General features: G+C 61.5%; 28 protein-coding genes, 1 tRNA gene and 1 pseudogene. 15 read left to right on the top strand and 15 right to left on the bottom strand.

Annotated features, from left to right (window positions below; genetic code table 11):
- The first annotated feature begins 43 nt into the window (after window positions 1-43).
- A complete protein-coding gene (locus NHH88_27450; protein ID USX13349.1) occupies window positions 44-811 on the top strand; it encodes a hypothetical protein in 768 nt (255 codons plus the stop codon).
- A gap of 226 nt (window positions 812-1,037) precedes the next feature.
- Window positions 1,038-1,739, top strand: coding sequence for a hypothetical protein (locus tag NHH88_27445; protein ID USX13348.1), 702 nt, complete (start codon window positions 1,038-1,040; stop codon window positions 1,737-1,739).
- 14 nt (window positions 1,740-1,753) lie between these two features.
- Here NHH88_27445 and NHH88_27440 read toward each other — a convergent pair.
- From NHH88_27440 to NHH88_27425, 4 genes are all read right to left on the bottom strand, one after another.
- A tRNA-Pro gene (locus NHH88_27440) sits at window positions 1,754-1,830 on the bottom strand.
- A 67-nt stretch (window positions 1,831-1,897) separates the two neighbouring features.
- A complete protein-coding gene (locus NHH88_27435) occupies window positions 1,898-2,212 on the bottom strand; it encodes a helix-turn-helix transcriptional regulator (protein USX13347.1) in 315 nt (104 codons plus the stop codon).
- A 189-nt stretch (window positions 2,213-2,401) separates the two neighbouring features.
- On the bottom strand, window positions 2,402-3,757 hold the full coding sequence (locus NHH88_27430; protein ID USX13346.1) for an MFS transporter: 1,356 nt from the start codon (window positions 3,755-3,757) through the stop codon (window positions 2,402-2,404).
- Window positions 3,758-3,778: 21 nt separating this feature from the next.
- Window positions 3,779-4,948 carry a benzoate/H(+) symporter BenE family transporter gene (locus NHH88_27425; GenBank protein ID USX17452.1) on the bottom strand — a complete coding sequence of 390 codons (1,170 nt, stop codon included), beginning with the start codon at window positions 4,946-4,948 and terminating at the stop codon, window positions 3,779-3,781.
- Window positions 4,949-5,243: 295 nt separating this feature from the next.
- Between NHH88_27425 and NHH88_27420 the strand changes: the two genes are divergently transcribed.
- The gene (locus NHH88_27420; protein ID USX13345.1) at window positions 5,244-7,586 is read left to right on the top strand and encodes a TonB-dependent receptor; all 2,343 of its coding nucleotides are present in this window, start codon (window positions 5,244-5,246) and stop codon (window positions 7,584-7,586) included.
- Here the strand turns inward: NHH88_27420 and NHH88_27415 are convergent.
- Window positions 7,564-8,037 (bottom strand): nuclear transport factor 2 family protein, encoded by a 474-nt coding sequence (locus NHH88_27415; GenBank protein ID USX13344.1) that lies wholly within the window; start codon window positions 8,035-8,037, stop codon window positions 7,564-7,566. The genes NHH88_27420 and NHH88_27415 overlap by 23 nt on opposite strands.
- Window positions 8,038-8,171: 134 nt before the next feature.
- On the opposite strand from NHH88_27415, the pseudogene arsC reads away from it, so the two are divergent.
- Window positions 8,172-8,516: pseudogene (gene arsC, locus NHH88_27410) on the top strand (arsenate reductase (glutaredoxin)).
- 194 nt (window positions 8,517-8,710) lie between these two features.
- Here arsC and ispB read toward each other — a convergent pair.
- Window positions 8,711-9,700 (bottom strand): octaprenyl diphosphate synthase, encoded by a 990-nt coding sequence (gene ispB / locus NHH88_27405; GenBank protein ID USX17451.1) that lies wholly within the window; start codon window positions 9,698-9,700, stop codon window positions 8,711-8,713.
- 272 nt (window positions 9,701-9,972) lie between these two features.
- Here ispB and rplU point away from each other — a divergent pair, with 272 nt between their 5' ends.
- From rplU to proB, 4 genes are all read left to right on the top strand, one after another.
- Complete coding sequence (gene rplU, locus NHH88_27400; protein ID USX13343.1) at window positions 9,973-10,284, top strand: 50S ribosomal protein L21; 312 nt, start codon at window positions 9,973-9,975, stop codon at window positions 10,282-10,284.
- A gap of 38 nt (window positions 10,285-10,322) precedes the next feature.
- On the top strand, window positions 10,323-10,604 hold the full coding sequence (rpmA, locus tag NHH88_27395) for a 50S ribosomal protein L27 (protein ID USX13342.1): 282 nt from the start codon (window positions 10,323-10,325) through the stop codon (window positions 10,602-10,604).
- A gap of 112 nt (window positions 10,605-10,716) precedes the next feature.
- Window positions 10,717-11,826, top strand: coding sequence for a GTPase ObgE (obgE, locus tag NHH88_27390; GenBank protein ID USX13341.1), 1,110 nt, complete (start codon window positions 10,717-10,719; stop codon window positions 11,824-11,826).
- A gap of 218 nt (window positions 11,827-12,044) precedes the next feature.
- A complete protein-coding gene (proB, locus tag NHH88_27385) occupies window positions 12,045-13,163 on the top strand; it encodes a glutamate 5-kinase (protein USX13340.1) in 1,119 nt (372 codons plus the stop codon).
- Between the two features lie 102 nt (window positions 13,164-13,265).
- Here proB and NHH88_27380 read toward each other — a convergent pair whose 3' ends face one another.
- The 6 genes from NHH88_27380 to NHH88_27355 all read right to left on the bottom strand — a co-directional run bounded on the left by NHH88_27380 (window position 13,266) and on the right by NHH88_27355 (window position 19,016).
- Complete coding sequence (locus tag NHH88_27380) at window positions 13,266-14,444, bottom strand: beta-lactamase (protein ID USX13339.1); 1,179 nt, start codon at window positions 14,442-14,444, stop codon at window positions 13,266-13,268.
- A gap of 69 nt (window positions 14,445-14,513) precedes the next feature.
- Window positions 14,514-15,161, bottom strand: coding sequence for an endonuclease III (nth, locus tag NHH88_27375; GenBank protein ID USX13338.1), 648 nt, complete (start codon window positions 15,159-15,161; stop codon window positions 14,514-14,516).
- Window positions 15,158-15,874, bottom strand: a complete 717-nt coding sequence (gene rsxB, locus NHH88_27370) for an electron transport complex subunit RsxB (GenBank protein ID USX13337.1) — start codon at window positions 15,872-15,874, stop codon at window positions 15,158-15,160. The genes nth and rsxB overlap by 4 nt, the downstream gene beginning before the upstream one ends.
- A gap of 145 nt (window positions 15,875-16,019) precedes the next feature.
- Window positions 16,020-17,255 carry a polyhydroxyalkanoate depolymerase gene (gene phaZ / locus NHH88_27365; GenBank protein USX13336.1) on the bottom strand — a complete coding sequence of 412 codons (1,236 nt, stop codon included), beginning with the start codon at window positions 17,253-17,255 and terminating at the stop codon, window positions 16,020-16,022.
- Between the two features lie 259 nt (window positions 17,256-17,514).
- Window positions 17,515-18,579, bottom strand: coding sequence for an NAD(P)/FAD-dependent oxidoreductase (locus NHH88_27360; protein ID USX13335.1), 1,065 nt, complete (start codon window positions 18,577-18,579; stop codon window positions 17,515-17,517).
- A gap of 113 nt (window positions 18,580-18,692) precedes the next feature.
- Window positions 18,693-19,016, bottom strand: a complete 324-nt coding sequence (locus NHH88_27355; protein USX13334.1) for a ferredoxin family protein — start codon at window positions 19,014-19,016, stop codon at window positions 18,693-18,695.
- A 217-nt stretch (window positions 19,017-19,233) separates the two neighbouring features.
- Between NHH88_27355 and NHH88_27350 the strand changes: the two genes are divergently transcribed.
- On the top strand, window positions 19,234-19,515 hold the full coding sequence (locus tag NHH88_27350) for a polyhydroxyalkanoic acid system family protein (GenBank protein USX13333.1): 282 nt from the start codon (window positions 19,234-19,236) through the stop codon (window positions 19,513-19,515).
- A 44-nt stretch (window positions 19,516-19,559) separates the two neighbouring features.
- Here NHH88_27350 and NHH88_27345 read toward each other — a convergent pair whose 3' ends face one another.
- Window positions 19,560-19,811, bottom strand: coding sequence for an acyl-CoA-binding protein (locus tag NHH88_27345; protein USX13332.1), 252 nt, complete (start codon window positions 19,809-19,811; stop codon window positions 19,560-19,562).
- Window positions 19,812-20,005: 194 nt separating this feature from the next.
- Window positions 20,006-20,293, bottom strand: a complete 288-nt coding sequence (locus tag NHH88_27340) for an HU family DNA-binding protein (protein ID USX13331.1) — start codon at window positions 20,291-20,293, stop codon at window positions 20,006-20,008.
- 203 nt (window positions 20,294-20,496) lie between these two features.
- Here NHH88_27340 and NHH88_27335 point away from each other — a divergent pair, with 203 nt between their 5' ends.
- Entirely contained in the window at window positions 20,497-21,270 is a 774-nt protein-coding gene (locus NHH88_27335) for a hypothetical protein (protein ID USX13330.1), read from the top strand.
- Between the two features lie 99 nt (window positions 21,271-21,369).
- On the opposite strand, the gene NHH88_27330 is transcribed toward NHH88_27335, so the two are convergent.
- On the bottom strand, window positions 21,370-21,726 hold the full coding sequence (locus NHH88_27330) for an FKBP-type peptidyl-prolyl cis-trans isomerase (GenBank protein ID USX13329.1): 357 nt from the start codon (window positions 21,724-21,726) through the stop codon (window positions 21,370-21,372).
- Window positions 21,727-21,888: 162 nt separating this feature from the next.
- Between NHH88_27330 and NHH88_27325 the strand changes: the two genes are divergently transcribed.
- The 5 genes from NHH88_27325 (at window position 21,889) to NHH88_27305 (ending at window position 26,424) form a co-directional block, all read left to right on the top strand.
- Entirely contained in the window at window positions 21,889-22,857 is a 969-nt protein-coding gene (locus NHH88_27325) for a beta-propeller fold lactonase family protein (GenBank protein ID USX13328.1), read from the top strand.
- 119 nt (window positions 22,858-22,976) lie between these two features.
- Window positions 22,977-23,780 carry a polysaccharide deacetylase family protein gene (locus NHH88_27320; GenBank protein USX13327.1) on the top strand — a complete coding sequence of 268 codons (804 nt, stop codon included), beginning with the start codon at window positions 22,977-22,979 and terminating at the stop codon, window positions 23,778-23,780.
- Window positions 23,777-24,772 carry a sterol desaturase family protein gene (locus NHH88_27315; protein USX13326.1) on the top strand — a complete coding sequence of 332 codons (996 nt, stop codon included), beginning with the start codon at window positions 23,777-23,779 and terminating at the stop codon, window positions 24,770-24,772. The genes NHH88_27320 and NHH88_27315 overlap by 4 nt, the downstream gene beginning before the upstream one ends.
- Window positions 24,772-25,614, top strand: a complete 843-nt coding sequence (locus NHH88_27310; GenBank protein USX13325.1) for an EI24 domain-containing protein — start codon at window positions 24,772-24,774, stop codon at window positions 25,612-25,614. The genes NHH88_27315 and NHH88_27310 overlap by 1 nt, the downstream gene beginning before the upstream one ends.
- Before the next feature lie 24 nt (window positions 25,615-25,638).
- A complete protein-coding gene (locus NHH88_27305; GenBank protein ID USX13324.1) occupies window positions 25,639-26,424 on the top strand; it encodes a molybdopterin-binding protein in 786 nt (261 codons plus the stop codon).
- Window positions 26,425-26,620: the final 196 nt, after the last annotated feature.

The following is a 26,620-nucleotide window of genomic DNA, read 5'->3' as shown; positions in this document are numbered from 1 at the left end:
GAAGTGCTAGACTTGCTCATTTCCTCCATCTCGACAGGTCTGTGTGAAAGATTCCGATACTTACGGGTTCCCACTCGAACTGCCCGAAGTGAATCCAGATGGTTCGCTCAGCGATATCACGCTAGGCCACGTGCGGGCACGCCAGCGCCGGAATGTGAGCATGTTGTATCCTGGCGTGCTCGAAGGAAGTGCGCACTTGCCTGACCGGTTGCTCGTATCTTTTTCCGAGTTCACCCGCGCTGTAAAGATCAGCTTTGCCAAAGCGGATGCGATTTTCTTTGCCTGGGTGTCGGCGATTCCCGCAGGGCTCGTGGGGCTTCTCCTGCTGGACAAGTTTCGTGTTGACCCTGGCACCGCCTTGGCAGTGGGGCTGGGTGGCGTCGCCGGCCCGGTGCTGTATGTCCTGTGGAAGGCATATTTCAAGCGATCAAACTTTTACGAACAGACCCAATGGCTCGACTTCACCGATCGCCATTGGTACTCGCGCAAAACCTACGAACAAAAACGCAAACTCGACGTCAGGGAGCGTCTTGCTTTTGACGAACTGGCCCTATTATGCTTTTACAGAAATTGGGAGCAAGGTATCGAATATGAGATTGCAATCTGCAAACTGAGCGACTGCGTAGGTGAGCTACCTTGGGGCAACGGGCCGCCATGCCTGAATCGAATCTATTCGGATGAAAGCAGCAAGGAGGCTTTCGCTTGCTTGTCGGCTTTGTCGGCGCGCTGGGGTATCCCTTGCTACAGTTGGGAGGATGGCGCCAAGCCCGCATTAAAAATGTTTGATGGCAAGTTCAGTCCGGTTTCTTGAGAACGCATGACGCGCGCGGTGGACGAATGCGCAGGCGTAGGGACGATCCCGGCGCCACCGGGCGATTCGACAGCAGAACAGGCGGTGCGGCGCGCATCCGCCGGTGGTCCTGCCGCACGCGTGTTGGTCGATGACAACACGACCGGTGTAGGGGTATTGATCCAGCGCAAGGCTTCAATCTTCGACCTTCGCATAATTAGTCCTCCTCAAACTCATCGATTACTTTATGTCACCTTCTCTAACCACCACCTTCGAAGTTCTTCATAAATTACAGCGGCGGCGTCCTTCACGGCGTGCGGGGCTTGAGCTAAAGGCCCACCGGGTTACAGTGTATTGCCAACTAATTTCTATCGTATTTATGGCATTGACGCTCTTGTTCGCGGCTTTCCATATCTTTGTCGTCACTCTTCCCCCCATTGCCATTGACGTCCCCCTCACATTCGCGGTTACCGCGAGTCTTTTGGGGCTGCTGTCGATGGTGTCAATTTGTGTCGAAATGGGTGCTTCCATAGTCGACATCATGAGAAACCAGTCCCGCGATTTTTTACAGGAGGTGGACTGGGATCTGTCGCAAGCCGCGACGCTGGACAGTTTGGACAAACACGACCTGATGCGGGCACTGGAATTCCTTGAACTCAAGACATCTCGCGTGCACGAGCGTATCAAGCTGTTCATCGGCGGGCCGGACAAAATAGCATTGCTTGCGATCTTTGGTGGAGCCTGGCTATTGTACAAAGAAGTGCCGGCGATCGTCTCTTTCAAGCTGGAGGCGGTAGGTAGTTGGGATTACTTCGCTCAACTGATTATATGGACGGTGGTCGCCTTTATTATCGGATTAGTCGCCGGCGCGGTGGCGTCGAATTACCGCTTACGGCATTACATCTATCAGATCGAGGTGCTCAAACTACATCTGACAACCCGGGTATAGGCGTCTGTAAATGCTGGTCGGGGTGAGAGGATTCGAACCTCCGGCCTCTGCGTCCCGAACGCAGCGCTCTACCGGGCTGAGCCACACCCCGACTCATGGTGGTATTACAGCAGATTTTCAAACCGCCTTCAACCGCGTGTTACCCGCGCGTCACAGCTCTATCGATTTGATGATTTCTTTTGAGCCGGATAAGCCTCTGCCAGTAGTCGATTAACTGTCGATGGGACATCATCTGGCCCGATGGTTTTGCCGGACAGGAGACGTGCAACCTCCGGCAACAGATGCTTGGGAATTAGAACCAGGCTGGCATCCATGGCGTCGGCCAGCGCTTCGCAGGTGCTAAGTCTGGAATCTACCTTGCCGCTGAGTACATTGCTGACTTGAGGTACGCTCATGGCCGTCAACTTGGCGAGGTGCTGTAGGGTTTTTGCCAAGTGGCCGCGTCGTCGCTGTAGTTGCTCGAAGACGGTCATTTTATGCTCTCGTATAAAAGATACGTAGAATATTACGCTTAAGCGTAAACCGTCGAAGCGGAAATGACCGATTTCGGAGGAGTGTGCGTTGCATGCTGCACTGATTGTCGTGGTGCCGCTGGGTCTGTATTATCCGTTGCACGGCACGCGCGCCCTTGGCCGGAGCTTAGGGCGCTTGAACGAAGGCCGTCAACTACCCGCCGCGACCGGTGCGGCGCTGCCGGTGGCCACCTGCGCCGCCGACGCCGAGCGGCCATGGCTGATCAACGACACCGCCACCACCGCGATCACCGCCGGTATCGCGATGGCCATGAAGTTCTGCTCCAGCGGCAGCGCCATGCCGACCAGGGTGCCGATCGCGATCGGCGCGAGGATGGCGCCGCTGCGGCCCACGCCCGACGCCCAGCCGATGCCGGTCGAGCGGATCGCCATCGGGTAGAACTGGCCCGCGTAGGCGTAGGTGACGATCTGCGTGCCGATGGTCGAGGCGCCGGCCAGGCCCACCAGCACGAACAGCACCTCGGTCGGCACCTTGTAGCCGAGCAGGGTGATCGACACCGCCGCCAGCGCGTACATCCCGATCAGCACATATTTGATGTGGAAGCGGTCCGCAAGCCAGCCGCCGCCGACCGCGCCGATCACCGCGCCGAAGTTCAGCACCAGCACGAACGTCAACGCCGAGCCGAGGCTGTAGCCGGCGCCGGCCATCAGCTTGGTCAGCCACGAGCTGAGCGCGTACACCATGAACAGGCACATGAAGAAAGCCACCCAGAACATCACCGTGCTGAAGCCGCGTCCTTCCTGAAACAGCTTGCCGATCGGCGCACCGCCGGCTTGATCCTTGACGGGCAGGGCGAAACGGTCGCCGGCGTCGGCGCGGTAGCCCGGCGACATGCGCGTGACGATGGCCTTCAGTTCGTCGAGGCGCTGTTCGCGGATCAGGAAGGGCATTGATTCGGGCAGGCTTTTCATCATGAACGGAATCAGCAGCACCGGCAGGCCGGCGGCGAGGAACACCGATTGCCAGCCGTAGCTCTCCAGCATGCCTTTGCCCAGCAGCGCGGCGAGCATGCCGCCCACCGCGTAGCCGCTGAACATCAGCGTGACCATCGTCGCGCGGATTTTCTTGGGCGAGTATTCGGTCATTTGCGCCACCACGTTGGGCATCACGCCGCCTATGCCAAGGCCGGCGAGGAAGCGCATCGCACTGAATGTATAGGGGTCGCTGGTCAATCCCGCCGCCGCCGTGAAGACGCTGAACAGGGCGATGCAGATGGCGATGGCCTTGCGGCGGCCGATCTTGTCGGCGATGGTGCCGAGGAAGATCGCGCCGAACATCATGCCGAACAGCGCGGAGCTGACCATGAAGCCGGCGTTTTGCGCGGTCACGCCCATGCCCTTCATGATCGAGGGCAGGGCGATGCCGGCCACCGCGAGGTCGTAGCCGTCGCAGATGATGATCAGCGCGCACCAGAACAACACGCTGCGGTGGAAGCGGTTGAAGGTGGCGTCGTCGGCTAGTTTATGGACGTCGATGTGTCGCATGATGGATGTCTCTTTCTTGGTTTATTTTTTTGTGGTGTGAAGGACGGCATGAGCGAGCATGCCGATCATGATTCCCCAGAATGCCGAGCCGAGGCCCAGGAAGGTCATGCCGGAAGCGGTTGCAAGGAAAGTGATGATGGCGGCTTCGCGGTGATCGTCCGCCGCCATGATGCCGCCAAGGTTGTTGGTGATCGCGCCGAGCAGCGCCAGACCGGCCAGCACTGCCACCAGTTCCTTCGGCAGCGCGGCGAACAGCATGACGATGGAGCCGCCGAACAGGCCCGCGATCAGATAGAACACGCCGTTGGAGATGCCGGCGATGTAGCGTTTCGATGGATCTTCGTGCGCGTCGCGCCCCGTGCACATGGCGGCGGTGATGGCGGCGATGGCGATGGTGATGCCGCCGAAGCAGGCCACCGCCAGCGAGGCGACACTGTTGGTGGTCATGATGGGGCGGACTTTATTGTCGTAACCCGAGGAGCGCAGCAGCGCCATGCCTGGCAGGTATTGGCCGGTCAGGGTGGTCAGCACCAGTGGCAGCGCGAGACTGAAGGTGCTGGCCCACGACCATTCCGGCGCGATGAATTGTGGCGTGACCAGTTGCAGGCGCACGCCGGAGAAATCGGTCTGCCCGCCCAGCCACGCCATCACGGCGCCGGCGGCGAGCAGCAGTACGATGGCGTAGCGCGGCGCGAAGCGTTTGACGAGCAGATAGGCGGCGATCATGCCGCAGCTGAGTACCGGCAGCGAGCCGATGGCCTTGAAGGCGTTCAGGCCGAAGGGCAGCAGGATGCCGGCCATCATGCCGCTGGCGATGCCTTTTGGGATGGCCGCCATCACCCGGTCGACCTGGCCGGACAGGCCGATCGCCAGCAGGATAACGGCGGCTGTGATGTAGGCGCCGATCGCCTCGTGGATCGACAGGTCGGGGAACAGGGTGATCAGCAGCGCCGTGCCGGGCGCGGACCAGGCGGTGATGACCGGGATCTTCAAGCTCCAGCTGAGGTAGATGCCGGAGACGGCGGCGCCGATCGAGATTGCCCATACCCAGGACGCGAACATGTCGTTGCTCAGATTTGCCGCCTGCCCGGCCTGGTAGAAGATCGCCAGCGGCCCGGCGTAGGAGACCAGCACCGCGAGAAACCCGGCGGCGACGGTCGATGCCGACCAGTCGCGCGGTCCCACCGTCATTTGCGTGCCTCGGATATTGCTCACTGTTATCACCTTGCCATTGCTGAGTGACTTCAGATTAAACAGCATCCCCTTTGTCGTCCAACACCGATTGAGTATCCGCCCGATACCTCAAAGGTATTCCATTGATGAATGACCGCCTTGCCTCTGCTTGCCTCGCCGCGTTCCAACTTGTGGCTGGATTCCAACGTTGATGATTTTGGCAGGTTTCTTGCTTGTTAAAAATTACAAGATGGTTAATATATAAAAATGCATCATTCTGGGGCAGGCCCCTACTGACTGGAGAAGCGCAGGCATGAAGATCACTCAAAAAATAATGTGCAGTTCCATTGCCGCCGCTTTGGCCGCGCTGGCCGGTCCGGTGGGCGCGCAGCAGGCGCCGGTCAAGCAGTCCGACGAAATCGAGGTGGTCACCGTCACCGCGCAAAAACGCAAGGAAGATCCGGCCAAGGTGGCGATGAGTATTTCTGCCGTCACCGGCAAGCAGCTGCAGGAAGAGCACATCCGCGACATCACCGACCTGACGCGCGTGGTGCCCAACATCTCCTTCACCGCCGCCAGCGGCAATGGCGGCGCCGGCCCGGGCACGTCCAACATCGAGATTCGCGGCATCAGCTCCACGGCCGGCGCGGCGACGGTCGGGGTCTATCTGGGCGATACCCCTGTCACCGTCGGCAACGTTTACACGATGGGTAACGTCGAACCAAGGTTCTTCGATATCGACCGGGTGGAGGTGCTGCGCGGCCCGCAAGTGACCTTGTACGGCGCCAGCTCGATGGGCGGCACCATCAAGTTCGTGCCGAACGAGCCGGATCTGAAGGAGCGCGAGTTCAGCACCTACACCGAGTATTCGCACACCAAGAACGGCAGCCCAAGCTACTCGGCCAACGTGGTCGGTAACATCCCGCTGATCGCCGACGAACTGGCGCTGCGCATCGGCGTGCAGGCGCAGCACACGGGCGGTTATATCAATCAGGTGGATGGCGACGGCGCGGTGCTCGCCAAGGACATCAACAAGTACAGCGACCAGGAACTGCGCATGGCGTTGAAGTGGAAGCCGACGCGTGCGTTGACGATCACGCCGTCGATCTACTATCAGCGCCTGGATGCGAAGGACATCTCCGCCTTCAACATCGAGCTGCCGAACTATCAGGCGCAGAAGCAGGTGCGCGAACCTTCCATCGACAAGCTGTTCACGCCCAGCGTGACCGTCAACTGGGATCTGGGCGCGGTCGATCTGACGTCTGCCACCAGCTACTTCTCGCGCAAGTTCGACCGCACGCAGAACGGCTCGGCCTACAACAGCTATTCGCTGTCGACCTTCCTGACTTCGACCGAGGATGGCGGCAAGGCGCCGCCGGAGCTGATCGACGCCATCGCGGCGCTGCCGTCGGCCGTGTATCTGAACAACCAGGTGCGGCAGGTGTCGCAGGAGTTCCGTCTCGCTTCGCGCCCGTACGATGCGACGGTGTCGCCGTGGACCTGGCTGGCGGGAACGTACTTCTCGCGCCAGCACACCAATATCACCGAGAACGATCCGATCTTCGGCGTGACCGACACGTTTAAGCAGTTCGGCTTCGACATCTACGATCCGGAGCTGCTGCCAGACGTGCGCCCGGGCTCCTTCCCGAACGATAACTCGTTCGCCGGCGCTTTCCACTACAAGGAGAAGCAGTCGTCGATATTCGGAGAGGTTAATTACTACTTCACGCCGACGGTGCATGCCACGGTGGGGGCACGCTACCTGCGCGCCAGCTCGAATCTGGAACAGCGCAACGGCAACTACCTGGCCGGCGCGGGCAACAACAGCGGCGCCAGTCTGAAGTCGACCGCGTTCACGCCGAAGTATGCGTTGACGTGGGAAGTCGATCCGCGCCATACGCTGTACACCAGCGTGTCGAAGGGCTTCCGCCTGGGTGGCTCGAACATCTTCGTGCCGCCGACCACCTGCGGCCCGGACCTGGAGTTGAACGGCCTGACCGAGGGACCGCCGAACTACGCGTCGGACAGCCTGTGGAACTACGAGGTGGGCAGCAAGTCGCGCTTCCTCAACAACCGCTTGACGATCAACGCCGACGTCTTCTACATCAAGTGGAAGAACATCCAGCAGGGCGTTTATCTGCCGACGTGCGCGTACACGTATAACGCCAACGCCGGCGACGCCACCAGCAAGGGCTTCGAATTCGACATCAAGGCCAAGCCGATCGCCGGGCTGACCTTGAGCGCCTCGGGTGGCTATGTGAAGGCGGAGCTGTCGAACGACCAGGGCATACAGAACGGCGTGGTCGGCGCGGTGGCTGGCGCGCAGATCCAGGGCGTGCCGAAATATAACGCGGCGGTCAATGCGCGCTACAACTTCGCGCTGGGCGAGCGCAGCGCCTTCGTCATGGGCGGCGTGCAGTGGGTCGGATCGAGCAAGGGTTCGCTCAATCCGGAGCTGACCGACTATGAGCGCCCGGCGTATCACACGGCCGACTTCAGCGCCGGCATGGGCTTCGACCGTTACAACGTCAGCGTGTTCGTCAAGAACGCGTTCGACAACGACAAGGTGATCCAGCATCCGCAGGTGGCCTCGATCGTGCAGGGCTATCGTCTGATGCCGCGCGCGATCGGTGTCAGTTTGGCGGCGAAGTTTTAATCGAGGTTTGGCGTGCTGTGTCGTGGTACTGCCAAAGCACGTTCACGATTTTCCACTCGCTGCGCTGGTTCTTATACAGGTGCATATAGTCGATCCACTCATCGGCGGTGAGCTTGACGGTTGCCACGCGCTGGTCGACATCGAGGATCTTGATGTCGACCCGTGGCTGTGGCGGGAAGTTCGTGCCGTCCTTGTTGTAGGTCCTGGCCACCTTGACCATCGTGTCGAAGTCGGTGTTCATGACGAATTCAGAACCGTCGGCCGCCTTCCAATACGTGCGCTTGGCGAGTTTGGGATCGAGGGCGCGCTCCATGCGTGACGGATCGGGGTTGTGTTGCGACTCGATATAGTCGCGCACCGCGCGTTCGATCAACTGGTTATCGGTGGCGTCCGCAGCCTGTGCCAGCAGTGGCGATACCGCGAACAGCAGAAATATGAAAGAGCTTTTCATGGGTGACCTCGTGTGGTGGGTGGCACGAGGATGAAAACATAAAACGCAGGTCCAGGCAACCGGGATGTCCGTCGGTCGCGCCGGCGACGTTTAGGCGATAATGCTGCCTTTGAATTCACGCTCAAGGGCAGCATATGACCGTCACGATTTATCACAACACCGCTTGCGGGACATCGCGCAAAACGCTGGAGGCGATACGCGCCGCCGGCATCGAGCCGGAGATTGTCGACTACGTTAAGAACCCGCCGTCGCGCGCGGCGTTGAAGGCGATGATCGCCAAGGCCGGCCTGACCGCGCGTCAGGCGATGCGCGACAAGGGTGATTTGTATGGGGAGTTGGGGTTGGCGGATGCGTCGTTGTCCGACGATGCGCTGCTCGACGCGATGATCGCGCATCCGATTCTGATCAATCGGCCGTTTGTGGTGACGGAGAAGGGCGTGCGTTTGTGCCGGCCGTCGGAGTTGGTTCGGGAGCTGCTCTGATATGCGGTCTTGGATGGCGTTATCGGCGGCGCATGGCGGATTACGCTGCGCTAATCCGCCCTACGTGACTCCGAGGTTCATCCGCAATCGTTGTCAGGTGTCCCGCCACGGAGATACGTAGGGCGGATTAGGCGGAACGCCGTAATCCGCCAAGCGCCGCCAGCGGCCCATCCAGCGTCGCCGACGGGGTATTAATGCGTGCGGTTGACCGAGAAATCGGCCAGCTGCAGCAGCGATTCCTTGTACACGCTGTCCGGCAGGTCGGCGATCGCTTCGGCGGCGCGCTGGGCGGCCGTTTCGGCTTGCTGGCGCGTGTAGTCGAGCGCGCCGCTGCTGGTGATGGCGGCCAGGATGGTGTCGAAGTGCTGCTCGTCGCCCTGCTCGATGCAGGTGCGCACCAGCTCGCGCTGCTCCGGCGTGCCGTTTTCCATCAGGTAGATCAGCGGCAGGGTAGGCTTGCCTTCGCGCAGGTCGTCGCCGACGTTCTTGCCGATCTCGCTGGCGTCGCCGGCATAGTCGAGCACGTCGTCGATCAGCTGGAAGGCCGTGCCCAGCGAGCGGCCGTATTCGCCGGCGGCGGCGATCTGCGCGTCGTTGGCACCGGCGATCAGGGCGCCCAGCTCGGCGGCCGCTTCGAACAGCTTGGCCGTCTTGGAGCGGATCACCTGCAAATAACGCTCCTGGCTGACGTCCGGGTCGTGCATGTTAAGCAACTGCAACACCTCGCCCTCGGCGATGACGTTGGTGGCGTCCGACAGGATCTGCATGACGCGCATGTTGTTCAGGCCGACCATCATCTGGAACGAGCGCGAGTACAGGAAGTCGCCCACCAGCACCGAGGCGGCGTTGCCGAACAGCGCGTTGGCGGTGGCGCGGCCGCGGCGCAGCGACGATTCGTCGACGACGTCGTCGTGCAGCAGGGTGGCGGTGTGGATGAATTCGACCACCGCCGCCAGCTCGTGGTGCCCGGTGCCTTTATAGGAATAGGCGTTCGCCACCAGCAGTACCAGGACCGGGCGGATGCGCTTGCCGCCGGCGCTGATGATGTATTCAGCGATCTGATTGACGAGGCTGACCTCGGAATGCAGCTTGCGGCGGATCACCGAGTTGACCGCGTCCATGTCGGCGGCGATCGAGTGGGCGATATTGTTTTGTGTTGCGGTGTGGGTGGCGGCAGACAAGACGAACCTGTGCAGTGGACTATTGGTGCCGAGATTATACGACATGCCCTCGCCCACAGGGGGGCCGCCCCTTGTTTGTGGCAACTCGTTTGTTAATCAGATAACACCCATCAACATGCAAGCTTGTCGACATACCACGCCATCGGCCATTTGTGAATAGTTTTTGACGCGAATTGGCATCCCATGTATAATCAGCGGTTCCCCGATTACCATGCATGCGGTTCCGCTGGCGACGGAGGGAATTTTCTTAACATTTGATGAGGTTTCAAATCATGTACGCGGTCATAAAAACCGGTGGCAAACAATACAAAGTTGTCGCTGGCGAAAAACTTAAAGTAGAACAGATACCGGCAGACATTGGTTCCGAACTCACCATCGATCAGGTCCTCGCCGTTGGCGAAGGCGAAAGCATCAAGTTTGGTGCTCCCCTGGTTGAGGGTGCAAAGGTACTGGTTACTGTTGTGGCACACGGTCGTCACGATAAAGTGAAGATTTTCAAGATGCGTCGTCGTAAGCACTACCAGAAGCATCAAGGCCATCGCCAAAATTACACCGAAATCCAAATCGTATCGATCAACGGTTAATTCCGTTTGCCCGAGAATTAGTATCCAAGGAGTCTTAAATGGCACACAAAAAAGGCGGCGGCACAACGCGAAATGGTCGTGACTCAGAGTCAAAGCGTCTGGGCGTAAAAGTCTACGGCGGTCAATCGATCAATGCTGGCGGCATCATCATTCGTCAACGCGGCACCCCGGTGCGCGCTGGTGAAGGTGTTGGCATGGGCAAAGACCACACCCTGTTCGCTCTGGTGGACGGCAAGGTCAAGTTCGTAGTCAAGGGCGAAGGTTCGAAGCAATTCGTGACCGTCGTACCAAACGCTCCAGCAGCTGCAGTACCAGCGTAAATCACGCTCACGGCCAGGCGCCCGCGCCCGGCTGTCCCCTTTGTAAGGCGCAAGCCTTCAATCGAAAGGCTCTGCCCACGGTAGAGCCTTTTTAGTTTTATGGCGGTACATCATGAAGTTTATCGACGAAGCAAAAATTGAAGTGATCGGTGGTGACGGCGGCAATGGTTGTGCCTCGTTTTGCCGTGAAAAATTCCGCCCGTTCGGCGGCCCTGACGGCGGCGACGGCGGCAAGGGTGGCTCGATCTGGGCCGTAGCGGACCGTAACATCAACACCTTGGTCGATTTCCGCTTCTCCAAGATGCACCGCGGCAAAGACGGCGAAGCCGGCCGTGGCGCCGATTGCTACGGCAAGGGCGCGGACGACATCCACCTGCGCATGCCGGTCGGCACCCTGATCATCGACGACGCCTCCGGCGAAATCCTGGCCGATCTGACCGAACACGGCCAGATGGAACTGCTGGCCAAGGGCGGCGAGGGCGGCTGGGGCAACATCCACTTCAAGACCTCGACCAACCGCGCACCGCGTCAAAAGACCGAGGGCAAGGAAGGCGAACGCCGCGAAATCCGCCTGGAACTGAAGGTGCTGGCCGACGTCGGCCTGCTGGGCATGCCGAACGCCGGCAAGTCGACCTTTATTTCGGCCGTGTCGAACGCGCGTCCGAAGATTGCCGACTACCCGTTCACCACCCTGCACCCGAACCTGGGCGTGGTGCGCGTCTCGCACGAGAAGAGCTTTGTGATCGCCGACATTCCCGGCTTGATCGAAGGCGCTTCCGAGGGCGCCGGCCTCGGTCACCAGTTCCTGCGCCACCTGCAGCGTACCGGCCTGCTGCTGCACATCGTCGACCTGGCGCCGTTCGAGACCAACGTCGATCCGGTCAAGGAAGCCAAGGCGCTGGTCAACGAACTGAAAAAGTACGACGAGTCGCTGGTCGACAAGCCGCGCTGGCTGGTGCTGAACAAGCTCGATATGGTGCCGGAAGAGGACCGCAAGAAAACCGTCAAGGATTTCGTCAAGAAGTTCGGCTGGAAGGGTCCCGTGTTCGAGATCTCCGCGCTGAGCCACGACGGCACCCAGGAACTGGTCAACGCGATCCAGATGCACCTCGAAGAGAAGCGCCATTCCGAACAACGTTCGGAAGAAACGCAGATGACGGAGGAAGCGCGCGGCATTTCCTCGATCGATCCGGACGATCCCCGTTTCAAAATCCTCGACTAATCCTCGATAAAAATCCGCATCACCGGCATAATCAGCTATTCGCTGGTTATGCTTTCCACAACAGCGCCGTCCCGCATCCCGGGACGGGCGTCTGCTTCGGCAAGAACGGGTCATCCACCCGGCACTTCACAGCACACAGCAATGTAGGTCCTGGCTCGCGCCGGGGATCCGGACTCGCGTCCCGCATGTAACAAGACTGTTAAGAGACTGTCGCACCCATGAATTCCGTCATACAAAAAGCTACGCGCATCATCATCAAGGTAGGATCGTCTTTAGTCACCAACGACGGCCGCGGCCTCGATCACGCCGCCATCGCGCGCTGGGCCGCGCAAATCGCCGCCCTGCGCGCCATGGGCAAGCAGGTGGTGCTGGTCAGCTCCGGCGCCATCGCCGAAGGCATGCTGCGTTTGGGCTTCGAACAGCGCCCCACCGATATCCACGAACTGCAGGCCTGCGCCGCCGTCGGACAGATGGGGCTCGCGCAGATCTACGAGACCAGCTTCCGCGCGCACGAACTGCGCACCGCGCAGGTGCTGCTCACGCACGCCGACCTGGCCGACCGCGAACGTTATCTCAACGCCCGTTCGACCTTGACCACCTTGCTGCGCCTGGGCGTGGTCCCGATCATCAACGAGAACGACACCGTCGTCACCGACGAAATCAAATTCGGCGACAACGATACCTTGGGCGCGCTGGTGGCGAACCTGATCGAGGCCGACGCGCTGATCATCCTGACCGACCAGAAGGGGTTGTACAGCGCAGATCCGCGCAAGGACCCGGCGGCGGTGCTGATCCAGCAAGGCCGCGCGGGCGATCTGGCGCTGGAGGCGATGGCCGGTGGCGCCGGCAGCAGTCTGGGACGCGGCGGCATGCTGACCAAGATCCTGGCCGCCAAGCGGGCCGCCAAGTCGGGCGCGCATACGGTGATCGCTTATGGGCGTGAAGATAATGTGCTGGAGCGCCTGGCCGGTGGCGAGTCGATCGGCACCGAGCTGGCGGCGCAGACCGGGCATCTGACGGCGCGCAAGCAGTGGATGGCCGACCATTTGCACACGGCGGGGCAGGTGGTGCTCGACGCTGGCGCGGTGCAGAAGCTGACCGGCGAGGGCAAGTCGCTGCTGCCGATCGGCGTGGTGGAAGTGAAGGGGGAATTCGGGCGCGGCGCGGTGATCACTTGCGTGAACGAGAGCGGTTTGCCGGTGGCGCGCGGGCTGTCGAATTACACCAGCGCGGAGACGCGGCGCATCATGCGCAAGCCGTCGAGCGAGATCGAATCGATTCTGGGCTTCGTCGAAGGCCGCGAGCTGGTGCACCGGGATAATCTGGTGCTGGTCTGACGACGTTTCGCGCTGTTGGCGGATCGTGGCGGATTACGGCGTCGCCTAATCCGCCATCCATGCGCCGTCGGCGGCCCACGCATCGCCAGTATGGAGCGCGGTTTAATTCCCCAGTCGCGCCGCCAGCTGTTCCAGGATCTCGTGCGCCGCCTTGACGCGCGCCGGGATCGGATAATTTTTGTTGGCGAGGATGACGATGCCGATCTTCTTCGCCGGTACGAAGGCCGTGTACGCGCCGAAGTTTGACGTCGAGCCGGTCTTGTTGAACAGCGTGGCCGGCGTCGGCGCCGGCGTTTGCGGCGTCACCAGCGCCCGCGCCGGATTCGCCTCCCAAATCATGGTTTGCGAATTCCCCGCTTGCAGGTCCTTCAGCGATACCGGGTAGGGATACTGTTCCCATCCCAGGCCCTGCACCATGCCATCGATCTTGAAGTAGCCGACATGCGTGCCCTCGACGGCGCGCCGCAGCGGCGTCTTCAGCCCGCTCGGATCGATGTTCAACTGCAGATAGCGGATCATGTCGGCGGCCGAGGAGCGTATGCCGTAGGTCTCCGCGGCGAGCGGGCCAGGGCTCATACGGCCTGGTTTGTTTGCCTGGTTATAGCCCGAGGCGTAATCGCCCATCGCGCCGGCCGGCACGCGCACGTAGGTGTGCTTTAAGCCCAGGCCCGGCAGGATGCGGCCTTCCATCGCTTCGGCGTAACCGGTTTCCATCGATAGCGCGGCAACGTGCGCGAACAGCCCGAGGCTCGGATTGGAATAGCGCCGCTGCGTGCCCGGCGCCGCGTCGGCTTTCCATTGCTTGAAATAGGCGAGCATGCCGTCGTCCGGCACGTCGTCGGGGAACTGCAGCGGCAGGCCGCCGGCCGTGTAGGTGCCGAGATGGAGCACGCTGGCTTTGTCAATGGCGCTGCCTTTCAGCTCGTGTATGTATTGGCCGGGATGATCGTCCAGCGACAGCTTGCCGGTCGCGACGGCGTACGACGCCAACGTGGCGGCGAAGGTCTTGCTGATCGAGCCCAGCTCGAATAAGGTGTTTTCGGTGACCGGCGCGTGCTGCTCGCGCGATGCCAGGCCGTAGTTGAAGAAGCTGGCTTGGCCGTCGATGGTGACGGCGACCGCGACGCCGGGCAGATCGTATTCGGCGACGACGGGACGGATCGCCTGATCGACGACGGCGCGCAGCCTGGCTGTGTCAGCGGCGGCGTGGGTCGGTACGGGGAGGCAGGCGTACAGCGCGGCCGCGACAAATGTGGCGACGCGTTTGGACTGAGTGGGCACGGGAATTCCTTGAATAGCGACAGATGACGCCATTGTGCGACCTATGTCGCAAAGGAGTCAAGTCCGTCGTTACAGCCCGTCCGGCATCGGCGTCTTCTGGCGGTAGTCGCACAGGTCTTGCTGGATGCAGTTCCAGCATTCGGGTTTGCGCGCTTTGCAGGTGTAGCGCCCGTGCAGGATCAGCCAGTGGTGCGCGTCCTGCAAAAACTCCTTCGGCACGAACCGCAGCAGCTTCTGCTCGACGATGTCGACGTTCTTGCCCGGCGCCAGGCCGGTACGGTTGGAGACGCGGAAGATATGCGTGTCCACCGCCATCGTCAGCTCGCCGAACGCGGTGTTCATCACCACGTTGGCGGTCTTGCGGCCTACGCCCGGCAAGGCCTCCAGCGATTCGCGGTCATTGGGCACTTCACCAGCGTGCTGCTCCAGCAGGATTTTGCAGGTGGCGATGACGTTCTTGGCCTTGGTCTTGTACAGCCCGATGGTCTGAATATAGGACTTCAGTTCCTCCTCGCCCAATTCCAGAATTTTCGCCGGCGTGTTCGCGACCGGGTACAGCTTGCGCGTGGCCTTGTTGACGCCGACGTCGGTGGACTGCGCCGACAACAGCACGGCGATCAGCAATTCAAACGGCGTTGTGTATTCGAGTTCGGTTTTGGGACTGGGATTGGCGGCGCGGAAGCGCTCGAACATTTCTTGGCGTTTGGCTGGATTCATTCAGGCGGGTTTCCATCTACTGGCGTGGCGTCGGCGGCCGCTCGCGCGGCTTCCTCCTTTTTCAAGCGCGCGCGTTCCATCGCGGCGGCGATGATGGCGCGCTTGCGTTCCTTCTCGGCGGCGTCGGCGTCGGTGGCCGGGTCGAGCGCTTCGACCGCCGCCATCTTGGCGCTGGCCTTGGCGGCGAGGCGGGCGTCGTTCTCGTCCTTCTCGCGTTTGAGGCGCAGCGTGCGGAAGTCGTGCCGCTCGCGCGCGGCGTCGGCGTCGGCCTGGCTCCACGCGGCCCAGCCGGTGGTCTCGGTGACCGGATACATGACGATGCAGTCGACCGGGCAGGGATGGACGCACAAGTCGCAGCCGGTGCACAGGTCCGGCACGACCGTGTGCATCAGCTTTGCCGCGCCGACGATGGCGTCCACCGGACAGGCCTGGATGCACAAGGTGCAGCCGATGCACAGCGCTTCGTCGATATAGGCGAGCGCGCGCGGGCGCTCAACGCCGTTGACGGGATTGAGCGGGATGACCTTGCGGCCGGTGACGGCCGACAGCCGCACGATGCCCTCGGCGCCGCCGGGCGGGCATTGGTTGATGTCGGCCGCGCCGGCAGCGATCGCCTCGGCGTATGGACGGCAGCCGTCATAGCCGCATTTGGTGCATTGCGTCTGCGGCAGAGCGTCTTCGATGCGATCGGCGAGTGTTTTGTTGGTGGGCACGGCGGTGATGGCGCGGGAAAGCGATAAAGCTAAAGCGCCATTATCCGATATCTGCGTCGGGCAAGCCGAAAAACCTTATCGCCGGCGCTGTCTCGGCAAAAAAAAATCCCTGCGCTTGGCAGGGATCTTGTCGGGGCTTGCTCGCTTAACCGTGTTTTTTGATGAACTCGGTGATCTTCGGGCAGACCATTTCGCGCCAGCGGCGGCCGGAGAAGATGCCGTAGTGGCCGGCGCCCGGGGCGACGTAGTCCTGCTGCATCTCGGCCGGGATGCCGGTGCACAGGTCGTGCGCCGCTTGCGTCTGGCCGGCGCCGGAGATGTCGTCCAGCTCGCCCTCGACGGTAAACAGCGCGACCGTGGTGATGTCCTGTGGACGCACCAGCTTGCCGCCGACCTTCCACGTGCCCATCGGCAGCGCGAAGTCCTGGAACACCGTCTTGATCGTGTCCAGATAGTATTCGGCGGGCATGTCCAGGACGGCGTTGTACTCGTCGTAGAACTTGCGGTGGCTTTCCGCCGGTTCGTCGTCGCCTTCAACCAGATGGCTGTAGAACTCGCGGTGGCTCTGCGCGTGGCGGCCCGGATTCATGGCGATGAAGCCGGCGTGCTGCAGGAAGCCCGGGTAGACCTTGCGGCCGAAGCCGGGATAATTCGGCGGCACCGAGTAGATGACGGTGTTCTCGAACCACGAAAACTTCTTTTCGGTGGCGAGGTTGTTGACCGCCGTCGGCGAGCGGCGCGGGTCGATCGGGCCGCCCATCATCGTCATCGTTTTCGGCAGCTTCGGGTCCTTGTCGGTGGCCATCAGCGCGATGGCCGCCAGCACCGGCACCGTCGGCTGGCACACGGAGATCACATGCAGGTCCGGGCCCAGCAGGCGGATGAAGTCCTGCACATAGTAGATGTAGTCGTCCAGATGGAAGGCACCCTCCGACACCGGCACCATGCGGGCGTCGGTCCAGTCGGTGATGTAGACGTCGTGGTCGACCAGCAGCCCGCGCACGGTGTCGCGCAGCAGGGTGGAGTGGTGGCCCGACAGTGGCGCCACCAGCAGCACGGTCGGCTGGTTCAGCGCCTTGGTGGCCTTGTCGTCCAGGTCTTTCTTGAAACGGATCAGGCGGCAGAAGGCTTTATTGACAACAACCTGTTCGATGATGCCGATCGTTTCGCCATTGATGACGGTCGAGTCGATCTCGAACGCCGGCTTTTCGTAGTCCTTGCCGAGCCTGTACATCAGCTCATACCCGGCGGCGATCCGTTGCGAAAACGGCGTGTGCGCCAGCGGCGAGACCGGATTGGTCAGTATTTTAGCGGTCGCGTCCGCCCATTGCATCAGGGGCGAAAGGAGCGTGCGTTGCATTTCGTGCAGTTGGTAGAGCATAGGTCTTCCCGGTCAAAGCATGGTGCGGTGCACCAATACATCTCATCATAAGCCAATTATAGAGTATTTGTTCGTGGCGCTAAGCATTTCTAAATACCCAGGGGAAAGCGCAGTGATAGTGCGCGATATGCCCTTGGTTCGATAATAGTACCGCTGAACCCATAAAAAAAGCAGCGTTTCCGCTGCTTTTGTGTAGGACACTACCCTACGCACCACCTTGCCGTTGTTTCCGTGGCGCGGAACCGGCGTTTGGGCGACGTTAATCGAAGACGGGCGTCTCCACGCCCAGCACTTTGTGCAGTTTCGGCGACGTCGTGGTGTACTGCATGTGGATCTTTTTGTCCGGGAAGATGTACGGCGCGGCGCCGAACGCGGCCAGCGCGGCCTCGTGGAAGCCCGACAAAATCAGCTTTTTCTTGCCAGGATAGGTGTTGATGTCGCCGACGGCGAAGATGCCCGGAACGTTGGTCTCGAACTTCTCGGTGTTTTGCACCTTCAGCTGGCGGCGCTCGATGTCCAGGCCCCATTCGGCGATCGGGCCCAGTTTCGGCGACAGGCCGAAGAACACCAGCAGCATATCGAGCGGCACGCGGCGGGTCACGCCGTCGGCGCCGGTGACTTTGAGCTCGCTCAATTTGTCGTCTTTGGCCTCGAAACCGGTGGCCTGGCCAATGATGAGCTGCATCTCGTAGTCGTCGCACAAGGCTTTCATCTTGGCGACCGACGCCGGCGCGGCGCGGAAGTCTTCGCGGCGATGCAGCAAAACGACCGATTCGGCCTTGCCGACGAAGTTCAGCGCCCAGTCCAGCGCGGAGTCGCCGCCGCCGCAGATGACGATGTTCTTGCCTTCGAAAATGGCCGGGTCCTTGACCTTGTAGTGCAGCTGGGAGCCTTCGAACACTTCGATGCCGTCGACCTTCAGGGTGCGCGCCTGGAACGAGCCGACGCCGGCGGCGATGAAGATGGTCTTGGTGGTGAAGCGGGTGCCGGCGCTGGTTTCAACGTCGAAACGGCCGTCGTCGCGACGCTCGACCTTGGTCACTTCCTGGCCTAGGTGGAAGGTCGGCTCGAACGGCTCGATCTGCTTGAGCAGGTTGTCGGTCAGTTCCTGGCCGGTGCACGAGGGCACGGCCGGGATGTCGTAGATCGGCTTGTCCGGATACAGTTCCACGCACTGTCCGCCCACCGCGCCCAGCGAATCGATCACGTGGGCTTTGATTTCCAGCAGGCCCAGTTCGAAGACCTGGAACAGGCCGACCGGGCCGGCGCCAATGATGACGGCATCGGCTTCGATGACGCCTGGAGGGGTGACAGTGCTATTCATTCGTATATTCCTGTGATTTCAATGGTGGTTGGGCGAACACAAGGCTGTGCGGCGCTCGACTTTGGCGCCCGCGGATGACGCTGCCCGGTGCTGCCCGGCCAGACAAACTCGTCTTAGCGTACCAGCAGGTGCAGTTTTTCTTTGACGTCCTTGAACTCGTCGGCTTCCGGCAGCGGCGCGATGGTCTTGGTGATCGAAGGCCAGTGGCGCGCGAGATCGACGTTAATCTTGATGAACTGCTGCTGGTCGCTTGGGATGTCTTCCTCGGCGAAAATGGCGTTGACCGGGCATTCGGCCACGCACACGGCGCAGTCGATGCACTCGTCCGGATCGATGGCGAGGAAGTTCGGGCCTTGGCGGAAACAATCTACCGGGCAAACATCGACGCAGTCCGTATAACGGCAGCTGATGCAAGATTCGGTGACAACGTGGGTCATAACAGTCCTATCAATGTTGGTGTGCAGCGGCGTCGGCGGCGGTGGGATGGCCCGGCTAACCTCAGCAAAGCACTGTATTTTAAGGTAATTCGCTATTTCTCACAAATTGCGCTTATATACAATACATATAAGCAAATGCGTAGGCGCCGTTGTGGACTAGCGTGACGCCGGGCCAACTGGCATCATGTCGGCTTTGTGGATTTATTGAGGAAGCCGCATGGCGGACATTAACATCGTTCAGGAACACAACCTTGCGCCGGAGCAGGCCCGGGCGGCGGCGCAACAGGTGGCCGACAAGTTGGCCGAACAATTCGAGCTGGAATGCCGCTGGGACGGCGATGTGCTGCGCTTCGAGCGCAGCGGCGTCGACGGCAGCCTGACCCTGGAGCCGACCCAGGCGCGCTTGCAGATCGCCCTCGGCTTCCTGTTCAGCGCGTTCTCGTCGCAGATCGAGGGCAAGGTGGCCGACAAGATGCGCAAGGTGTTCGCGCCCGTTTGAACGCAAAAAAGCCCCGTCAGGGGCTTTTTTTGATCAGGCAAACTTTATTTCAAGTCTTCGATCAGGTCGATGTACTGCTGCTTGGCCTCGTCGGCGCTGGTGCCTTTGAGGGCGTCCCAGGCGTCGAACTTGGCGCGGCCGACCATGTCGGTGAAACCCGGACGCTCGCCGGTGGCGTCGCCCGTCGATGCCTGCTTGAACAGCGCGTAGATTTTCAGCAGGGTCATGTTGTCGGGACGTTCCGGCAGGTTTTTCGAGTCCGCCTGGGCTTGTTCGAATTGCTCTTGTAAGCTCATTTACATCTCCTTGGTATGGTGGCTGGTGGGTACGCGCCATCATAACCTCGGCGGCGCCGAAAGCCGCTAGAGGGCTTCCTCAAAAAAAACGCCTCCCAAAACAGAACGGCGGCCATGGCAGGTCGGGGACCTGGCCATGAGCCGCCGTTTCCGGTGCCCTCGCGGGCACGAACACAGCCTGCTTAGCGCAAGAATTACTTCTTCTTGGTCGGGTTGACGGCCGACTTCAGGGTTGCGCCAGCCGAGAATTTCGGGGTCTTCGACGCGGCGATCTTGATCGCTTCGCCGGTTGCAGGGTTGCGGCCTTTGCGTGCGGCGCGTTTGGCGACGGAGAAGGTGCCGAAGCCGGTGATGCCAACCGTGTCGCCTTTTTTCAGACGCTCAGTCACGATCGCGATCAGAGTGTTCACCGCACCGTTGGCGGCAGCAGCAGACATCTCCGTGCGTTTCGCAAATTCTGCAATCAATTCGCCTTTTTTCATTACTACCTCCTTGGTTATTAGAGCGCGCAGATTAGCATAAATATTGTCAAATGTAATGGTTTCTGTACGAAGTAGGCCTTACAGTAGTTGCCGTGCGACGCTGCGGCGCAATAAAACCCTTGTATTTAAAGGGCTTACGCGATCCTGACAGATCCGCATCCGGTGAAAAAAAGGTTTATGATGGAGCGACTAAGGACGTGAACATGAGCTTTTCGGACGAGACACTGATAGCGTACACGGTCGGCGAACTGGACGACGCGACCCGTCACGCCGTCGAGGACGCCATGCGGCGCGACAGCAGCATCGCCCGCCGCGTGGCCCGTTTGCGCGCCGCGCGCGACGGCGTGTTCGCCGAACTGTCGCCGTCGAGCGCGACGATGCGTTCGCAGCAGGCCAAGGTGGTGCAACTGGCGGCGGTGCGGGCGCAGCGCGTCGCCACGCAGCAGGCCGCGCGCAAGGCGGTCAGGCGGCATCTGGGCTGGCGCGAGTGGAGCGCGCTGGGCGCGGTGCTGGTGGTGGGGCTGGCGCTCGGCAAGTTCGGCCTGGCGTACTGGCAGCCGGCCTTCCTGGCCGATCCGGCCAAGGCGCCGACCACGGTCATCAGCCGCAACGGCATGCTGGTGGCGCAGGGCCGGCTCGATACGGTGTTAAGCCAGCAGATGGGCGGTGCCGCGCCGTCCGAGGGCGACGTGCGGGTCGGGCTGAGTTTTCTGTCGAACGAGGGCGGCTATTGCCGCACCTTCACGGTGGTGGGACTGAGCCAGGATCTGGTGGGGGTGGCCTGCCGCGCCAGCGCGGAATGGCGGATACCGGTGATGGTGCAGAACGTTCGGCCGTCGGCGCAAATGACCGCGTACCGGATGGCGGGGACGGAGATGCCGGCGGCGGTGCTGGAGGCGATCGACCAGCGCATCGTCGGCGGCATGCTCGATACGCGCGCAGAGCTCGAGGCCCTGCGGCGCAATTGGCAGCGCTGATCAAACCCGACAGCCTTTAGCGATAAGCATGCGTTACCGCTTAGGGGTCGTACCCCGCAGGGGGTACGACCCCGCATGGGGCTGCGGGTTTGGCGAACCTTAAACGCCCAGCAGTTCGACGTCGAAAATCAGGGTCGCGTTTGGCGGAATCACGCCGCCGGCGCCGCGCGAGCCGTAGCCCAGTTCCGCTGGAATGATCAACTGGCGCGCGCCGCCGACCTTCATGCCTTGCACGCCTTCATCCCAACCGCGGATGACCATGCCGGCGCCCAGCGCGAATTCAAATGGATCGTTGCGGTCTTTGCTCGAGTCGAATTTCGGACCCTTGGTGCCGTCGTCGTTGCGCAGCCAGCCGGTGTAGTGGACGGTGACGTTCTGGCCGGCTTTGGCTTCATCGCCTTCGCCAACGGTTTGTTCGATGTACTGCAGGCCCGATTCAGTGGTGATGGTGGTCATGGTTATTCCTTCTAGATTCGTTGAACACAGCCGGCAATTGTAGCAGGCGCTGTGGTTAAGCCGCCGCGCTTCATTACGGATAGGAATAATTGTCCGCTTTTACCTTGTGACGGCTCAGTTTGCACGTAAAATAAACGTTTAGTCCTTCTAAGCGATTTCTTCATGCTCCGCAGTGTCCGCCGTCTGGTTTTCTCCTGTGTTTGCGCCGCGATTGCCATCGGCAGCGCGCAGGCCAATGTTGTCGTTGTGCTCAACTCGCGTGATGCTACCGTGCAGTTGCTGGACCAGGCGACCTTCAAGGACTTGTCCACCTTCCCGGTCGGCAAGGAGCCGCACCACCTGATGGCGACGCCGGACAACAAGTCGCTGATCGTCGCCAGCTCGGTCGGCAACGAATTGATTTTCCTCGATCCGAAGAGCGGCCAGATCCAGCGCACCGTCAAGGACATCCTCGACCCTTACCAGATCGGTTTTTCGCCGGACCAGAAGTGGTTCGTGTCGGCCTCGTTGCGGCTCGACCGCGTCGACCTGTACCGTTACGACGGCACCAACATGACCTTGACCAAGCGGATTCCGCTGCCCAAGCTGCCGAGCCACATGGCCTTCAACGCCGCCAGCAACATGGTCTTCATCACGCAGCAGGGCAGCGACCAGGTCAGCGCCATCGACCTCGTCACGCAGACCGTCAAATGGACGCTGCCGGTCGGTAAGCTGCCGGCCGGTATCGCGATGACGCCGGACGACAAGTATCTGCTGGTGGGCATCATGGGCAGCGACTACGTCGAGGTGATCGACTGGAAGGCGCAGAAAACCGTCAAGCGCATCAAGACCGGGCAGGGCGCGCACAACTTCCGTTCGGCCGGCGACGGGCGCTACACCTATGTGTCGAACCGTGTTTCCAATTCGATCAACATCATTGATCAGAAAACACTGGAAAACGTCGGCATGATCAACGTGCCGGGCGGCCCCGACTGCATGGAAGTGACGGCCGATGGCAAGACCATGTGGGTCACCTTGCGCTGGATTAAAAAGGTGGCGGTGATCGACCTGACCACGCGCAAGCTGGTCAAGACGATACCGGTGGGACGCTCGCCGCACGGCGTGTTCTTCAACAACTCCGCCCAGCGCTAATGAACCCCTCCACCCCGAGGGTCAGGTCCGACATTCGGACACGAACACAACCAGCGCGTAGTTCAGCCCGTGTCCGAATGTCGGACCTGACCCCCGGGTGTAGTTCAGCTCGTGTCCGAATGTCGGACCTGACCCCGGGATGGGGGGCGTTGTTGGTGCTGGCGGCTTGCGTGGCGGCGCCGGCTTTGGCGGCGGCGCCGGCGGCTTGCAAGGGCACCATCTACCTGACCTTCGATACCGGCAGCCAGTCGCAGGCCGAACTGATCGCCGATACGCTCAAGCGCCACAACATCAAGGCCACCTTCTTCCTCGCCAACGAGAAAACCGTGCGCGGCGATTATTCGCTCGATCCGTCGTGGTCCTCTTACTGGAAGGCGCGCGTGGCCGAGGGCCATGCGATCGGCTCGCACACTTTCGATCACGATGTGCTGGTCAAGGATGGCGGCGCCAGCTTCCGGGTCAAGCCCGGCTTCGGCGCGTCCGCCGGCAAGATCCGCACGCTGACGCCGGCTCAATATTGCGAGGAAATCAAGCGGGTCGACCAGCGCTTCGTCGAGCTGACCGGCAAGCACCTCGATCCGATCTGGCGCGCGCCGGCCGGGCGCACCTCGCCCGGCACCCTGGCGGCGGCCAAGGCTTGCGGCTACGCGCATGTCGGCTGGGCGCCGGCCGGCTTCTCCGGCGATGAGCTGTCGAGCACGGCGTACCCGAATGCGGTATTGTTGCAAAAGTCGCTGAGGGAGTTGCGCGACGGCGATATTTTTGTCGCGCACATGGGCATCTGGTCGCGCAAGGACCCTTGGGCGCCAGCCAACCTGGAGCCTTTGATCACTGGCCTGGAACAAAAAGGCTTTTGCTTCGCCACCTTGCGCGAGCATCCCGATTACGTGACCACTTTTAAACAGCATTCCAAACATCCATGATTCAACACTTTTCTGACTGGCTGGGCCTGGCACAGGGCTGGTTGTTCGAGACGGTGATCCAGCCGCTGGTGTTCCAGCTCGGTTTCGGCGAATTCGTCGAGGAAGCCTTCGAGGGCACCGAGTGGCTCCTGATCGGCGTGCTGGAGCTGACCTTGCTGTTCCTGGTGCTGCGCCCGCTCGAGGCGATGATCCCGGTCCACAAGTTCAACGATCCGCGCGCGCGCTGGAACGATTTCATCTATACGGTGCTGCATCGGATCGGCCTGTTCCCGGTGTTGATCTTTTTCACGCTCGATCCGCTGCTCGACAGCGTGGCTGCCATGCTGCGCTTCGAGAGCTTCCAACCGTTCAACCTGGAGTCGCTGGTGCCCGGCATCAGCCCGCTGGGCGCCTTCCTGGTCTACTTCGTCGTGCTCGATTTCTTCGACTATTGGTACCACCGCGCCTCGCACCACTTCAACTGGTGGTGGGCGCTGCACGGCCTGCATCACAGCCAGCAGAACATGAACCTGTGGAGCGACAACCGCAACCACATGCTCGACGACATGATGCGCGACGTCTATATGGGTGTGCTGGCGCTGGGGATCGGCGTCGAGCCGTCGCAGTACGTGATGCTGGTGTCGGTGTCGCGCATCCTGCAAAGCCTGCAGCACGCCAACGTGCGCATCCATTTCGGCAAGGTCGGCGAGTGGCTGCTGGTGTCGCCGCGCTACCACCGCATGCACCACGCGATCGGTGTCGGCCACGAGTCCAACGGCCAGGGCACCCTGGGCGGCTGCAATTTCGCCGTGCTGCTGCCGATCTGGGACATCATCTTCCGCACCGCTAATTTCACGCCGCAGTTCGTCGCCACCGGCATCCGCGACCAGTTGCCGCAGACCGAAGCGGGCGGCGCCGTCAAGCCTGGCCGCGAATACGGACGTGGCTTCTTCTCGCAGCACTGGCTGGCGCTCAAGCGCATGGTCGAATACGCGCGCAAGGATACCGTCTGATGGCCGGCGGATTCTCCGCAGTGGTGCGCGCCTGGGGCCGCGCCTTCGCCTCGCAGTGGCACGGCAAGCTGCTGTTGATGAGCCTGGCGCCTTTCCTGCTGGCGGTCGGCGTGTGGGCGGTGCTGCTGTATGTGGGCTTGCAACCGCTGATCGACTTCGTCCACGCGACGTTCTCGCAATATGTTGTGTTCAGCTACAGCGGTAGCTTCCTGAGCTCGTTCGGCCTTGGTGCTTTGAAAACAGTCGTTGTGCCGTTGATAGCGATGCTGCTGTTGCTGCCGCTGATGATACTGACGGCGCTGATCTTCATCGGCGTCATCGCCATGCCGGTGATCCTGCGCCACATCGGCGCCCGCAACTATCCGCAGCTGGAGCAGCGCAACGGCGGCAGCCTGATCGGCAGCGTCGGCGTGGCGCTGGGCGGCATGGGGGCTTTCATCGGCTTGTGGATACTGACGTTGCCGCTGTACGTGTTCCCGCCGCTGGCCGTGTTCGTGCAGGCGCTGTTGTGGGGCTGGCTGACCAGCCGCATGATGGTCTATGACGTGCTGGCCGACTACGCCAGCGCCGACGAGCGCCGCCAGCTGCTGGCCGAGCACCGTTGGCCGCTGATCGCCATCGGCGTCGTTTCCGGCGTGGCCGGGGCGCTGCCGGGGGCGATCTGGCTGGGCGGCGTGATGGCGGTGGTATTCTTCCCCTTCCTGGCAGCCGCGTCGATCTGGCTGTATGTGCTGGTGTTTATCTTCACCGCGTTGTGGTTCGCCTATTATTGCCTCGAAGCGCTGGCGCGCATGCGCGCCGCCGAGGCCGTGAAGGACGTGCCGCCGGCGGCGGATTTTTGAGATAGTTAAGAAAGCGGAACTAATATGGCGATCGGACTCATCATCATCGGCGACGAAATCCTGTCCGGCAGGCGCGTCGACCAGCATTTCCCGAAAGTGGTGCAAATGCTGGCCGCGCGCGGCCTGCAGCTGGCGTGGGCGGAAATCCTGGCCGACGATCCGGCCCGCATCACGGCCACGCTCAAGCGCACCTTCGCCAGCGACGACATCGTGTTCTGCTGCGGCGGCATCGGCGCCACGCCGGACGACCACACCCGCTTGGCCGCCGCCGACGCGCTGGGCCTGCCGCTGGTGCTGCACGAACAGGGCAAGATCAACATCCAGCAGCGCATCGTGCAGATGGGGCAGGAGGCCGGCCACGAGGTCGACCTGAACTCGGCCGAGAACCTGCACCGCCTCAAGATGGCCGAGTTCGCGCAGGGCGCGGCCTTGATCCCCAACCCGTACAACAACATCGCCGGCTTCGCGCTGCACAAGCATTACTTCGTGCCGGGCTTCCCGGTGATGGCCTGGCCGATGATCGAGTGGGTGCTCGACCACCACTACGCCGACCTGTTCAACCGCGAACCGCACCTGGAGCAGTCGGTGCTGGTGTACGAGACGGCCGAGTCGGCGCTGACGCCGCTGATGGTGGAGATCGAGTCGCGCTATCCGAGGGTGAAGGTGTTCAGCCTGCCGAGCGTGGGCGACGCCAATACCCGCCGCCACATCGAGCTCGGCGTCAAAGGCGAGCCGGCCCAGACGCTCACCGCGTTCGAGCACATGTGCGCGGAACTCAAGAAGCTCAACGTGGAGTTCAACAACATTTAGTGCGCGCCGGTATCGGTTGATGTCGCGCCGCTATCGCTCGATAGCGCTTCGACATCGGCCTCGGCGGCGGCCCGACGGTGCCCCGCTGTCACGGGCTTGTCACTTGGCGGTCACATGCATTCACGGCGTTCCTCCATAGGGGAGAACGTCGTTGTTTTTTTGCGAAAAATAAACTACGGTTGCAAATTATTGTGCG

The sequence above is a fragment of the Oxalobacteraceae bacterium OTU3CAMAD1 genome (assembly GCA_024123915.1).
GTDB lineage: Bacteria > Pseudomonadota > Gammaproteobacteria > Burkholderiales > Burkholderiaceae_D > Rugamonas.
Note: the sequence above shows the minus strand (reverse complement) of the source record. Positions and strands in the feature narration are given on the sequence as shown.